Origin of the sequence: Nocardia sp. NPDC059177 (genome assembly GCF_042755165.1) — a bacterium.
In the GTDB taxonomy this organism is placed as follows: domain Bacteria; phylum Actinomycetota; class Actinomycetes; order Mycobacteriales; family Mycobacteriaceae; genus Nocardia.
This window is the reverse complement of record NZ_JBHZBX010000033.1, coordinates 1-12,918: the sequence shown is the minus strand read 5'-3', so window position 1 is coordinate 12,918 and position 12,918 is coordinate 1. Positions and strand designations below refer to the sequence as shown.

Here is a 12,918-nt window from a genome sequence, read left to right as displayed (position 1 = left end):
ATGTCGACAGCCGAGCGAACGTTCGGCTCGTGAGAGCGAGGAGTCGATCCGTGGCGATCGAGCTGTCCCATCCCGCCGAGGTGCAGCGGCTGGTCGCGGCCACCCGCGCCTTCGTCCGCGAGCAGGTGCTCGGGCTCGAGGACGCGCACGACGGTGACATCGCCGCCGCCGGTGGCGAGAAGATCCGGATCGAACTGCAACAGGCCGCCCGCGACGCCGGTGTCTTCGCCCCGCACGCCCCGGTCGAATACGGCGGCCACGGCCTCGGCATGTCCGATCGCGCCCCGGTCTTCGAAGAGGCCGGCTACTCGCTGTTCGGTCCGACCGCGCTGAACATCGCCGCCCCCGACGAGGGCAATGTGCACATGCTCGCCCACATCGCCGACCCGGAGCAGAAGCAGCAGTACCTGGCCCCGCTCGCCCGTGGCGAGGTGCGCTCGGCGTTCGCGATGACCGAACCCGCCCCCGGCGCGGGCTCGGACCCCGCCGCGCTCACCACCCGCGCCGTGCGTGCCGAGGGCGGCTGGCGGATCAACGGTCACAAGTGGTTCATCACCGGTGCCGACGGCGCCGGCTTCTTCATCATCATGGCCCGCACCTCCGGCGAACCCGGCCAGCGCGGCGGCGCCACCATGTTCCTGGCGCCCGCCGACACCCCCGGCCTCCGTGTGGGCAGGCACATCGGCACCCTGGACCGCTCGATGATCGGCGGGCACTGCGAGGTGTTCTTCGAGGATCTGCTGGTCCCGGACTCGGCCGTGCTCGGCGAGGTCGACCGCGGTTTCGAATACGCCCAGGTGCGTCTGGGCCCCGCCCGAATGACCCATGTGATGCGCTGGCTGGGCGCGGCCCGCCGCGGCCACGATGTCGCGGTGGCGCGGGTGGCCGAACGTCAGGGCTTCGGTTCCCGCCTGGGCGATCTCGGCATGATCCAGCAGATGATCGCCGACAACGAGATCGATATCGCCGCCACCCGCGCCCTGCTGACCCGCGCCTGCTGGGAACTCGACAACGGCGACGCGGCCGCGAACTCCACCTCCATCGCGAAAACCTTCGCCGCCGAGGCGATCTTCCGCATCGTCGACCGCAGCATGCAGATGTGCGGCGGCCTCGGTGTCTCCGCCGACCTGCCGCTGGCTCGCCTCTCACGCGAGGTGCGCCCGTTCCGGATCTACGACGGCCCCTCCGAGGTGCACCGGTGGGCCATCGCCAAGCGCGCGGTGAGCGCGGCCAAGCGAGCACTGCGGGACAGCGAATGAGCCTGCCCGGAATGGATGTCGCCGCACTGGAGAAGTTCCTGCGCGACCACGGTGTCGAGGTCCGCGGCGAGCTGCGGGTCGAGCTGATCAGCGGCGGGCGCTCGAACCTGACCTTCGCCGCCGCCGACGAGGTATCGCGCTGGGTGGTGCGCCGCCCACCGGTTGCCGGGCTGACCCCCTCGGCGCACGACATGGCACGCGAGTTCACCGTCACCAGCGCGCTGCAGGACTCCGCGGTGCCGGTCGCGAAGACCGTCGCCTTCGACGCCGAGGGCAGCGCGCTGGGCGCCCCGATGACCGTCGTCGAATTCGTCGAGGGCACCGTCGTACGCGATCAGGACGACCTCGCCGCGCTCACCGACGACCAGGTGCACGCCGCCACCGGCGAACTGGTCCGTGTGCTGGCCGACCTGCACGCGGTCGATCCCGCCGCGGTCGGGCTGGGCGAGTTCGGCAGGCCCGCCGGTTTCGTCGCCCGTCAGGTGAAACTGTGGGCCTCGCAATGGGACCGGGTCAAGACCCGCGAACTGCCCGACGTCGCCACGCTGCACGCCGCGCTGGCCGAGGCCGTGCCGCAGCATTCGGGCGCCTCGATCGTGCACGGCGACTTCCGGATCGACAACACGATTCTCGACGCGACCGACCCGGGACAGGTACGCGCCGTGGTGGATTGGGAACTGTCCACCCTCGGCGACCCGCTCACCGACGCCGCCCTGATGTGCGTCTACCGCTCACCGGTGTTCGACCTGGTCCTCGGCTCCCGCGCCGCCTGGACCAGCGACCGCCTGCCCGGCCCCGACGATCTCGCCCAGGCCTATGCCACCGCGGCCGGTCGCGACCTCGGCGACTGGGGTTTCTATCTGGCGCTGGCCAACTTCAAGCTCGGCGTCATCGGCGAGGGCATCACCCACCGTGCGCGCCAGGGTTCCGACGCGGGCTCGGCCGCCGAACGCGCCGCCGAGGCCACCCCGGAATTCATGGCCGCCGGACTACGCGCACTGCGAGGAAAACTGTGACCATCACCCGTTCCGCCCTGATCAGCGGTGCCTCCCGTGGCATCGGCCGCGGCATCGCGCACCGGCTCGCCGAGCAGGGCTACGCGCTGACCATCAGCGCCCGCGACGCCGACCGCCTCGAGGTGGTCGCCGGGGAACTGCGCGCGGCGGGCGCACCGCAGGTGGTGCCCGTCGCCGCCGACATGGCCGACGAGGAGGGCATCGCCCGTGTCGTCGCCGCCCACGCCGACCGGCACGACAGCCTGTCCGCCTTGATCCTCAATGCCGGCGTCGGCACCGCGGGCACACTGGCGGAGTCCTCGATGCGCCGCTTCGACAAGACTCTCGCGGTCAATGTGCGCGCACCGTTGCAGCTCATCCAGGGAGTGCTGCCGCTGCTGCGCGCCGGCGCGGCAGCCGAACCCGCGCGCGGGGCCAAGGTGATCGCGCTGTCCTCGATCACCGGGGTTTACGCCGAGGCCGGGCTCGCGGTCTACGGCGCGGCCAAGGCCGCGCTCATCTCGCTGCTGGCCACCCTCAACGCGGAGGAATCGGGCAACGGAGTCACCGCGACCGCGCTCGCGCCCGGCTATGTCGACACCGAGATGAGCGCCTGGATCCATGACCGGATCCCGCCCGAGACCATGCTCACGGTCAACGACGTCGTCGAACTGGTGGACGCGATCCTGCGGCTCTCGGCGCGCGCCGTCGTCCCCGATATCGTCATCTCCCGCGCCGGGGCCGACGCCTATCACGCCTGACCGGCGGCCACGTCAGCTCGCGCGACGGTCCGGTTCGCCGCGATAGCGGGTGTAGCCGCCGTCGATCTTCAGCAGCTTCCACAGCGGCTTGGTCACCCGGTTCCGGAACCCGAGTTCGTCGGCCAGGGTGCGCATGTCGCCGAAGAAACCGCTGAGGATCTTGCGTGAGGCCGGGCTGCGCCAGAACGCGTCGTCGAACACCTCGTCGGGGATGTCGAACTTGCGGGCGAAGGACTTCGGCGGTTTGACGAGTTCGTCGGCCAGCCAGCGCATCGCGATCGGGAACGACACCGCGCACACCGCGCTGCTCACCGGGTTCATCCGGGCGATGTGGGCGCGCAGGAACTCGTTGGCGAAGGAGATGTGGCGGGCCTCCTCGGCGATGTGGATCTCCATGATCCGCCGCAGCGTCGGCTGGGTGGCGGTGCCCGAGCGCAGCAGCGCCTTCTGGTAGTGGTCGATCGGCTCCTCGCCGCCGAGGATGCCGATGAACAGGATCACCCAGAAGTAGCCGCCCGCGACGCCGATGAACGGTGAGGCGAGCCGGAACAACGGCCGCATACCTGGCACGTCGTCGCCGATCCGGTTCACCAGCTCCTGGAACATCTGGATGTGGTTGCACTCCTCGGTCATCTCGTGGAGGCAGTACCGGAATTCGGGTGAGCCGTTGGGCAGGGCCATCGCGTACTGCATCATCCCGCGGATGAGGATGGATTCGAACGCCAGCCCGACCTTGGCGGCATTGGCCTGGCGCCACCGGCCGATCTCGATGCGGCGCTCCAGCGGCAGGTCCTGATACCAGCTGGTCGCGCCGAGCGGGTCGAGCTCGGCCGAGAGCACCCAGCGCGGGTCATCGCGGTCGATCGCCAGCTCCGGTGCGTCCCAGTCGATGTCGAGATAGGGATCGAACCGTCGATGGACCGATCCCTCCGACAGGGTGAGCAGGGTGTCGGCATAGTCCGGGGAACGGGTCGTAGTCTTCGAGAACGTCATTGTTTCTCTCCCAGGTCACCGGGATGCGCGTGGTTTCCGGCGCATGTCCCAAGGTAACTGTAACGCACTGTTCCACCTATTTCTAGGCTGTTCAGTCGGCGCGCGGGATCCGACCGTCGACATCGGTGAAGCCGTAGGCCACCGCGAGGTCGGCGACCTTCCAGGCCTTGCCCGCGCGGGTCGATGCCCGGTCCGCGTCGGCGGCCAGTGCCACCACCGCCCGGCCGGGGAAACGCGGCGTCTCGGCCGCGTCGAGATCGAAGCTGCCCTCGCCGGGCAGGGTGACCACCCGGCGGCCCTGATCGTCGGCGGGCACCAGCTGCAGGAGTTCGGTGTCGACGATGCCGGGCCAGATCGACACCGCCGTGGCGCCGGTGCCGTCCAGGTCGTGGGCCAGGTCGGCGGTGAGCCGATCCAGTGCGGTCTTGCCGACACCGTAGACGGCATTGTGCATGTAGCGCTGCGCGCCGGGGGAGGACACGTTGACGATCAGGCCCGCCGACTCGATCAGCAGCGGCGCGGCGAAAACGCTGGCCACATAGTGCGATCGAACGCCGACCTCGAACGTCTCGTCCCACGCCTTCGCAGGCACGTCCCAGAACTTGCGGCCGAGCCAGCGCGCGGCGGCGGGGGAGTTGTAGACATTGTTCACCAGCAGGTCGAGCCTGCCCTGCTCGGCGCGGACCTGGGTGAAGAGCTGCTCGACGGCGGCGTCGTCGCGATGGTCGCAGACCACGGCCACGCCGTGCCCGCCCAGCTCGGTGATCTCGGCGGCGGTGGCGTGCACGGTGCCGGGCAGCTTGCCCGGTGCGGTGGTGCGTCCGGTGACGTAGACCGTCGCCCCGGCCGCGCCGAGTTCCAGGGCGATGCCCTTGCCGATACCGCGGCTGGCGCCGGTCACCACCGCGACTCGCCCGGCCAGCATCTGGGGTGTTCCGCTCATGACTCCAGGACACTACCGTGAAATGAGAACACGTTCTAGAAATTGGAGATGGTAGTGGAGCTGACCCATCGATTCCTCGACACCGACGGTGCGCGAATGCACCTCACCGAGCAGGGACAGGGCTTTCCCGTCGTGTTCTGCCACGGGTTCCCGCACACCGGCTTCATCTGGCACCGCCAGCTCGGCGCCGTGGCCGCCGCCGGATTCCGCGCCATCGCCCCCGATCTGCGCGGGTACGGACAGACCGAGGCGCCCGACGATGTCACCGCCTACACCAACGAGGCGGTGATCGGCGACCTGCTGGCCCTGCTCGACGACATCGGCGCGGACAAGGCCGTCTTCGTCGGCCTGGACTTCGGCGCCCAGCTCGTCTGGGAGCTGGCCCTGCGCGCCCCCGACCGCGTCGCAGCCGCCGTGGTGCTGAACAACCCGTTCGCGCCCCGCCCACCGCGCGCCCCCTCCGGCTTCTGGACCAAGGCCGCCGAGCGGCACTTCCTGCACTTGGCCTACTTCCAGGAACCGGGCGTAGCCGACGCCGAACTGGCCGCGCGCCCACGGGAATTCCTGGCCCGCGTCTACTACTCGCTCTCCGGCGACTACCACTACCTCGACACCTGGAAGAACCCGCCCGGCCTCGGCTACCTCGATGTACTCCCGCAGGCGCCCGCCCTGCCGTGGCCCTGGCTCGACGAGGCCGAATTCGACACCCTGGCCACCGAATTCGAACGCACCGGCTTCACCGGCGGCCTCAACTGGTACCGCAACCTCGACCGCAACTGGGAACTCACCGCCCCCTTCGCCGAGGCCACCGTCGAGGTCCCGACCTACTTCCTCTACGGCGAGAACGACCCCGACATGGAAGGCTTCAGCGGCCGCGACCCCCTCGCCACCCTGCGCGCCAACGTCACCGATCTGCGTGCGGTGGTGCGGGTTCCGGACGCGGGTCACCTCGTCCAGCTCGAACAGACCTCAGCGGTCAACACTTTCCTCACCGGCGCCCTGCGCGAACTCGGCCTCGCCACACCCACCCGGTCCTAGACCGGCCGGTCGACCGCACTCAGTTCGGCGCCACCCGGGCTGCTGCGGGCTCCGCCGGTTGTGAATACCACCAAGCGGATCGCCGAACTCCGGGAAACCCCGCCGCGCAGCGGTACTTTGGATGGGGTGTTCACGCGCTGGGGCCATCTCGTCCACCGTTTCCGATTCGCCGTGCTCGGCGTCGTCGTCGCCGCCCTGCTGGCCCTCGGCGGCTACGGGCTCGGCCTGCACGACCACCTGAGTTCCGGCGGCATGGACGACCCCGGGTCGGAATCCGCGCTCGCGGCACGGCTGGCCGACGCCGCGTTCGGGCGCAATCACGACCTCGACGTCGTCGTCCTCTACACCGCCCCACCCGGAAAGACCGTCGACGACCCGGAATTCAGCCGCACCATCGTCGCGCACCTCAACGACCTGCCGCGCCGATACCCCGGCGTGATCGCCGGCGTCAACGGCGCCTACTGGCCCACCGACACCGGCCGGGCCAGCGGCGCCCCGTTCGCCACCCCGGACCGGCAGCGCGCGGTCGCGGCGGTGGCGCTGGTCGGCGACAACGACACCGAGATGCTGCGCAGCAACCGTAAGGCGAAGGACGCCTTCGCCATTCCCGGCATCGATGTGCAGGTCGGCGGCCTGCAGCCGGTCGCCGGTGCGCTCAACGACACCCTCGCCGACGATATCCGGCGGATGGAATTCCTGGCGTTCCCGCTGGTCGCGCTACTGCTGTTCTTCATCTTCGGCGGGGTGGTCGCCGCCGCGCTGCCGTTGATCGTCGGCGGGCTGACAATGCTCGGCGCGAGCGGCATCGTACGCACCTTCACCCACGTCACCGAGGTGAACTCCTTCGTCGCACCGGTGGTGTCGATGATCGGTGCCGGCCTGGCCATCGACTACGGCCTGTTCATCGTCAGCCGCTTCCGCGAAGAACTCGACGCAGGCCACGACACCGCGACCGCGGTGCGGCGCACCGTGACGACCGCGGGCCGCACTGTGGTGTTCTCCGCGACGATGATCATCGCCAGCGCGGGCGGCTTGCTGCTGTTCCCCCACGGCTTCCTGAAATCGATCGCCTACGGCGCCATAGCCACCGTCTCGCTCGCGGCGCTCACCGCGATCACTCTGCTGCCGGCCATGCTGGCCGTGCTCGGGCGGCGCGTGGACATGTGGGGCAGCAGGCGACTGCGCCGGACCAGGACAGCCGCCGAGGTGGAGAACGGTTTCTGGGGCAGGACCACGCAGTGGGTGATGCGGCGTCCCGTCCAGGTGGGCGGCGTGCTGTGCATCGTGTTGCTGCTGCTCATCCTGCCCGCCCGCAACCTGGCCTTCGGCGGATTCAGCGAGCGCTACCTGCCGCCGGACAACAGCACCCGCGTCGCCCAGGAACAGATCGACGACGCCTTCCGTGGCCGCCGTTCCGACCCGATCGACCTGGTCTTCGTCTCCGACAACAGCGTCGCGGTCGGTGACGCGTGGAAGCTGGCCAACGCGGCTCCCGGCATCGCCGCGCCCTTCGACCTGCCCTCGCATTCCCGCATAGACAAGCAGGTCTTCCGCACCAAGACCACCCTCGTCGACTCCGACGCCCCTGGCCCGACCATCGATTACCTGCGCTCGATCGAGCTGCCGGACGGCGTGCGGATGCTCGTCGGCGGCGTCCCGGTCATCCAGCAGGACAGCCTCGACGCGCTGCTCTCGCGCATGCCGCTGATGATCGCGCTGGTCCTGCTGGTCACGACGCTGCTGATGTTCCTGACCTTCGGTTCGCTGATCCTGCCGATCAAGGCCGCGCTCATGAGCGCGCTCGGCCTCGGCTCGACCCTGGGCATCCTGACCTGGATCTTCATCGACGGTCACGGCGCGAGGCTGCTCGACTTCACCCCGCAGCCCATCCAGGCCAACATGCTGGTGATGATCATCGCCATCATCTACGGCCTGTCCATCGACTACGAGGTCTTCCTGCTCTCGCGCATGGTCGAGGCCCGCGCCCGCGGGGCGAGCACCTCCGACGCAGTGCGCATCGGCACCGCGCACACCGGCCGGATCATCACCGCGGCGGCCCTGATCCTGCTGGTGGTGACCGGCGCCTTCGCCTTCTCCGACCTGGTCCTGATGCAGTACGTCGCCTACGGCATGATCGCCGCGCTGATCATCGACGCCACCGTACTGCGCATGCTGCTGGTCCCCGCCGCCATGAAACTGCTCGGCGACGACTGCTGGTGGGCCCCGGCCTGGATGAAGGAGATCCAGCGCCGGATCGGGCTCGGTGAGCCGATTCCGGACGATCCGGGCCCCGGTCTCACCAAGATTCCCGCACCGACGGCGTGACGAACGGCGGCAGCTGGTCCGGGGTCACCGCCGACACCACGGTGACCCCGGCGCCGAGGAAGTTCGCGACCGCCCGGTCGATATGGTCGGCGGAGGTGACGATGACGGCGTCGCGCGCGCCGATCCCGCGCAGGATCTCCGCGGAGAATCCGGCGTTCTGCACCGTCGAATCGGCGCGCGACTCCCGATGGATCCGGTACTCGGGAATTCCGTGCGCGACCAGCCACGCGGTCATCGCGTCGGCCTCGGTGACGCCGTTGTGCGGATTGCCGCCGGTGACGATGATCGGCGAGAGCGGCGCCAGCATCGACTGGACATAGCCCGCGGTCAGCCGGTCAACGAGTTCGGGCCGCATGCTGCCGTCGGGCAGCAGGCCGTAGCCGAGGATGACGATCGCGGTGTCGGGGCCACGGAACCCGATCGGGGCGAACGTGGCGGCCCCGGCGGGGGCGTGCTGGGCCGATGCGAGTGGCGGGCCGGCGAACGCGGCGGTGATCACGGCCGCGCCGGCCAGGGCGTAGGGGAGGCGCCGGGAAATCGCCCGGAACGTGACAAATGAGGCGACCATGAAAAACTCCAGAATGTGCTGACGAGGTCGTCACAGAATCCGCTGTCGCCCTGCGGAATTACCGGACTATCGGTCGTTACTGGAAAACTCACACGCTTTCTCGCAGACCTTGGTGGCGGAAAACGTGCGCGGCCGGGGTGTTGCGGGATTCCCAAAGACGGACCGGCCGGTATGTGACTGGCTACAATATCGCCGAGAAGGGATTGCCCGGGGCGCCGGTATCGCCGATGGTGTATCCACCGAGCCATGTGGATTCGACATCGGAGTCAGAATGAACAGCTTGCTCGACAATCATCGCGGCTGGGTCGCCGACATCTTCGCCGACGGGCTGCGCGGCCACAGCGACGCACCGCAGCCGCGCACCGCCGCGGCAGTCGACGCGCGACCGCTGTCCCCCCGCGACCGGCACCCCCGCGCCCAGCAGGAGGTGATCGGCTGGCGGGCGATGTGCACCTGCGGCGGTTGGCAGGGCCGCACCTGGCTGCGCACCGACCGAGCGAGCGTGAGGCCCTCGGGAACCATATAGCTACCCGCGTAGCTGCATTGCCATTGCGCGAGCGGTGTACCTATCTCCGGGTCCGGCTGGTCCGCCATCCAAAACCAGTCGACCTTCAGGCGGTCGCTGAAAACTTTGCCACTACAGTTGATTTCACCGAATCCCCGACCCGAGCCGTATTCCTGTCCCGCGGGCACGTCCGCTTGGGGCAGCACCTGCGCGAAGGCTTGCTGCGCCTCCCCGAGATAGCGCTGCGGCGGTGTCCGATTGGCGAGCGCGGCCCAGATACCGACGCCCACGGCGATCACCAGGACGAGTCCCAGCGACAACCCCACCACCAGGCCGGTGTTCGAGCGCTCGCGCGGCGGCATCGGCCGGTAGCCGTACTGCGGCGCGTACTGCTGCTGTGGTGGCGCGTACGGCATCGGCTGTCGCGGCGGCACAGCGCTGCGCTGCGGCATCGGGATCGGCTGGGGCACAGCGCCCGGCTGTAGAACCGGGACCGGCTGGGGCACAGCGCCTGGCTGCGGAACCGGCATCGGCTGCGCGGGGGTCGCCGGCCGGGTGGCGGGCGGCGCGGCGGCGACGGTCAGCGTCTGCCGCGCGGCCTCGGCGAACTCCGTGCACGACGCGTATCGGTCGGCCGGCCGTTTCGCCATCGCCCGCGCCAGCACCGCGTCCAGCGCGGCGGGCAGCCCGGCCCGCACGGTGCTCGGTGCGGGCGGCGGTTGCTGCAGGTGCCCCTGGATCACCGCGGCAGGCTGGACCGACTCGAACGGCGCGGCGCCCGTCAGCAGCCAGTACAGCGTGCAGGCCAGGGAGTACTGGTCGGCGCGGCCGTCCATCTGCGCGCCGGTCAGCTGTTCGGGTGAGGCGAAGTCGAGTGTCGCGGTGAAGGTCCCGGTCCGGGTGAGCCGGCTGCCCGCGTCGTCGACCACTCGGGCGATCCCGAAGTCGGTCAGATACACCCGCTGCTGCGCGTCCGCGGACTTGGCCAGCAGGATGTTGGCCGGTTTCACATCGCGGTGCAGCACCCCGCGCCGATGCGCGAAGTCCAGCGCCTTGGCCGTCTCGGCGACGATCTGCACGGCGCGATCCGGCGGCAGAGTCAGCGGCTCGACCGTGGCCGCGTCCACCCCGTCGACATACTGCATGGAGATCCACAACCGGCCGGCGTCGGCGCCCCGGTCGAACACGGTGACGATATTGGGGTGCTCCAGCTGCGCGACCAGGTCGGCTTCCCGCTCGAACCTGGCACGTAACTCGGTGTCGGAGAACAACTCCTCGTTCAGCAGTTTCAACGCGGTCAACCGCGGCAGGCGGGATGCCTGGCCAGATACACCGCACCCATCCCGCCCTGCCCCAATCGGCGCTCGACCGTATACCCGGCGAAAATCGCACCGTCGTGCACCGCTTGCCCTCCCTCGCGTCCCGGCTCCCGATGCTAGTGCAGTCGACCGCCTACGCTGGAGGGCAGCCCTGCTCCCGAGCGCGGAGGAGTATCCATGCCGGTGCTGTCGCGGGCCGCCGTCCTCGCGGTCGCCCTGCTGGCCGGATCCGCCTGCGCCGCCGAGGCGCCGCCGCCCCCGGCGCCCGTCTCCGCCACCGCGCCCAGCAGCGCCGGGGGAGTGCCCGACCTGGGCGCCCCGGAGGAAATCGCGCACGACATCGACGTGCCCTGGGGCCTGGCGTTCCTCCCCGGCGGTGCCGCCCTGGTCGCCGAACGCGATTCCGGCCGGATTCTGCGCGTGGAACCCGGCCGCACCCCCGAACTCTTCGCCGAGATACCCGGTGTGGTCGCCCGCGGCGAAGGGGGACTGCTCGGCCTCGCGGTCGCCCCCGGCGAATCCGGCGTTGTCTACGCCTATTTCACCGCCGACAACGACAACCGCATCGTCCGCTTCCGTCCCGGCGGCCCGTTCGAGGTCGTCTTCGACGGAATCGCCAAGGCGGGCAACCACAATGGCGGTCGTCTCGCCTTCGGACCCGACGGCATGCTCTACGTCGGCACCGGCGACGCGGGCGACCGCGCCCTGTCGCAGGACCCGTCGAGCCCGAACGGCAAAATCCTGCGCCTGACCCCCGACGGCGACCCCGCCCCCGGCAACCCGACCCCGAACTCGCCGGTCCTGAGCCTGGGCCACCGCAATGTCCAGGGCCTCGCCTGGGACCGAGCCGGCCGCCTCTACGCCGCCGAATTCGGGCAGAACCGCCTCGACGAGATCAATCTGATCGAACCCGGAAACAACTACGGCTGGCCCACCGTCGAAGGCCCCGGTGGCACCGACCGCGGCTTCACCGACCCCCTGCTGACCTGGTCGACCGCCGAAGCCTCACCCTCCGGCATCGCCATCGCCGGCGACACCCTCTACGTCGCCGCCCTGCGCGGCGAAAGACTCTGGACCGCGACACTGTCCGACGGCACCGCCACCGATCCCCGGTCCACTTTCGGCGACACCTACGGCCGGCTCCGCACCGTCACCGTCGCCCCCGACGGCGCCCTCTGGCTCACCACCTCCAACACCGACGGCCGCGGCGACCCCCACCCCGGTGACGACCGGATCCTGCGCTTTCCCGCCCGCTGAGCCTGCCCGTCCCTGTCGGTACCGCCCGCTACTGTGCGGTCATGGTCGACTCGGATTCGGCGGTGCGCCGATTGACACGCGATGCGGGAAAGCTGCTGCAGCCCTACGGTTTCCACGGCTCCGACACGCACTGGGTGCACCACGCCCCCGAGGGTGTCGCCACCATCCGCCGCACCCGCCTCCAGCGCACCTGGACCGACGGCAACCAGGTCATCACCTTCGGCCTGGAACTGACCGCCACCCCTCGCGCCTGGTGGGAATACTGCACCTGGCGAGCCACCCACCACGGCCTGCCCACCGTCCCCCTCGAACAAGCCACCGGCCCCGGCCTGCTCCTCGACCCCACCCCACCCTGGACCGTGCGCGTCGACCCCACCCGCCCCGGCCGCCACGCCCACCCCGCCGACATCACCACCATTCGCACCACCCTCCCCACCCGAGTCCACACCTATGCCCGCCGCGCCCTCCGCCTCCTCGACCCCACCCATTACGCCGAGGAACTCAGTACCACCCCCACCCCCGAAACCTGGGAAGTCATCGCCATCCTCCTGGCGTCCACCGCCCCTTCCCCCTCCTTCGACACCGCCCTCCACCACTTCCACACCCACCTCGCCGACCACCCAGACCCCACCCGAGCCCGAGCCACCCTCACCTACCTCGACACCCACGCCCTCACCTGAAACCCGCCTGGTGCGATGGCGACGTCACGACGGCACGATCCGGACCAGTTGTTTGCCGAGGTTGCCGCCCTCGAAGACCCCACGCAACGCGCTCGGCGCGGATTCCAGTCCGCTGCTCACGGTTTCGGCGACCGTGATGCTTCCGCGTTCGTGCCAGTCACGCAGCGCGGTGAAGGCTTCCCCTGCGTGTCAGGGTGAGTTGAGTCCACCGGCACTCAGCAAATCCAGCCCGACGCAGGGCGAGATCGGACCTACTCCACGATGACGACGACCAC

Annotated in this window: 11 protein-coding genes; 7 read left to right on the top strand and 4 right to left on the bottom strand. The window is 70.0% G+C overall.

The features are described from left to right. The first annotated feature begins 50 nt into the window (after nt 1-50). Genes ACFXK0_RS27515 through ACFXK0_RS27505 form a run of 3 tightly spaced genes read left to right on the top strand, consistent with a single transcriptional unit; the run spans nt 51 to nt 3,015 of the window. A complete protein-coding gene (locus tag ACFXK0_RS27515; RefSeq protein ID WP_379413883.1) occupies nt 51-1,259 on the top strand; it encodes an acyl-CoA dehydrogenase family protein in 1,209 nt (402 codons plus the stop codon). Continuing rightward, nucleotides 1,256-2,275 carry a phosphotransferase family protein gene (locus ACFXK0_RS27510; protein WP_379413882.1) on the top strand — a complete coding sequence of 340 codons (1,020 nt, stop codon included), beginning with the start codon at nt 1,256-1,258 and terminating at the stop codon, nt 2,273-2,275. The genes ACFXK0_RS27515 and ACFXK0_RS27510 overlap by 4 nt, the downstream gene beginning before the upstream one ends. Before the next feature lie 2 nt (nt 2,276-2,277). Next, entirely contained in the window at nt 2,278-3,015 is a 738-nt protein-coding gene (locus ACFXK0_RS27505) for an SDR family NAD(P)-dependent oxidoreductase (protein WP_379413931.1), read from the top strand. Between the two features lie 12 nt (nt 3,016-3,027). Here ACFXK0_RS27505 and ACFXK0_RS27500 read toward each other — a convergent pair whose 3' ends face one another. Continuing rightward, nucleotides 3,028-4,008: a diiron oxygenase gene (locus ACFXK0_RS27500; RefSeq protein ID WP_379413881.1), complete on the bottom strand. Its 981-nt coding sequence runs from the start codon at nt 4,006-4,008 to the stop codon at nt 3,028-3,030. 91 nt (nt 4,009-4,099) lie between these two features. Beyond that, nucleotides 4,100-4,951, bottom strand: a complete 852-nt coding sequence (locus ACFXK0_RS27495) for an SDR family NAD(P)-dependent oxidoreductase (RefSeq protein WP_379413880.1) — start codon at nt 4,949-4,951, stop codon at nt 4,100-4,102. Between the two features lie 48 nt (nt 4,952-4,999). Between ACFXK0_RS27495 and ACFXK0_RS27490 the strand changes: the two genes are divergently transcribed. Both ACFXK0_RS27490 and ACFXK0_RS27485 read left to right on the top strand, forming a co-directional pair. Then, nucleotides 5,000-5,989 carry an alpha/beta fold hydrolase gene (locus ACFXK0_RS27490; protein WP_379413879.1) on the top strand — a complete coding sequence of 330 codons (990 nt, stop codon included), beginning with the start codon at nt 5,000-5,002 and terminating at the stop codon, nt 5,987-5,989. Between the two features lie 126 nt (nt 5,990-6,115). Next, a complete protein-coding gene (locus tag ACFXK0_RS27485; RefSeq protein WP_379413878.1) occupies nt 6,116-8,314 on the top strand; it encodes an MMPL family transporter in 2,199 nt (732 codons plus the stop codon). On the opposite strand, the gene ACFXK0_RS27480 is transcribed toward ACFXK0_RS27485, so the two are convergent. Together ACFXK0_RS27480 and ACFXK0_RS27475 are read right to left on the bottom strand one after the other, a co-directional pair. Continuing rightward, entirely contained in the window at nt 8,286-8,882 is a 597-nt protein-coding gene (locus ACFXK0_RS27480; protein ID WP_379413877.1) for a YdcF family protein, read from the bottom strand. The genes ACFXK0_RS27485 and ACFXK0_RS27480 overlap by 29 nt on opposite strands. Before the next feature lie 291 nt (nt 8,883-9,173). Continuing rightward, nucleotides 9,174-10,688 (bottom strand): protein kinase, encoded by a 1,515-nt coding sequence (locus tag ACFXK0_RS27475; protein ID WP_379413876.1) that lies wholly within the window; start codon nt 10,686-10,688, stop codon nt 9,174-9,176. 195 nt (nt 10,689-10,883) lie between these two features. On the opposite strand from ACFXK0_RS27475, the gene ACFXK0_RS27470 reads away from it, so the two are divergent. Both ACFXK0_RS27470 and ACFXK0_RS27465 read left to right on the top strand, forming a co-directional pair. Beyond that, on the top strand, nt 10,884-11,963 hold the full coding sequence (locus ACFXK0_RS27470; RefSeq protein ID WP_379413875.1) for a PQQ-dependent sugar dehydrogenase: 1,080 nt from the start codon (nt 10,884-10,886) through the stop codon (nt 11,961-11,963). Nucleotides 11,964-12,004: 41 nt separating this feature from the next. Continuing rightward, a complete protein-coding gene (locus tag ACFXK0_RS27465; protein ID WP_379413874.1) occupies nt 12,005-12,643 on the top strand; it encodes a hypothetical protein in 639 nt (212 codons plus the stop codon). Nucleotides 12,644-12,918 lie beyond the last annotated feature (275 nt).

Bases quoted from the DNA above. Each gene is read 5' to 3' on its own strand.
- ACFXK0_RS27510 (WP_379413882.1), top strand. From the start codon at position 1,256: ATGAGCCTGCCCGGAATGGATGTCGCCGCACTGGAGAAGTTCCTGCGC.
- ACFXK0_RS27500 (WP_379413881.1), bottom strand. From the start codon at position 4,008: ATGACGTTCTCGAAGACTACGACCCGTTCCCCGGACTATGCCGACACC.
- ACFXK0_RS27495 (WP_379413880.1), bottom strand. From the start codon at position 4,951: ATGAGCGGAACACCCCAGATGCTGGCCGGGCGAGTCGCGGTGGTGACC.
- ACFXK0_RS27490 (WP_379413879.1), top strand. From the start codon at position 5,000: ATGGTAGTGGAGCTGACCCATCGATTCCTCGACACCGACGGTGCGCGA.
- ACFXK0_RS27480 (WP_379413877.1), bottom strand. From the start codon at position 8,882: ATGGTCGCCTCATTTGTCACGTTCCGGGCGATTTCCCGGCGCCTCCCC.
- ACFXK0_RS27470 (WP_379413875.1), top strand. From the start codon at position 10,884: ATGCCGGTGCTGTCGCGGGCCGCCGTCCTCGCGGTCGCCCTGCTGGCC.
- ACFXK0_RS27465 (WP_379413874.1), top strand. From the start codon at position 12,005: ATGGTCGACTCGGATTCGGCGGTGCGCCGATTGACACGCGATGCGGGA.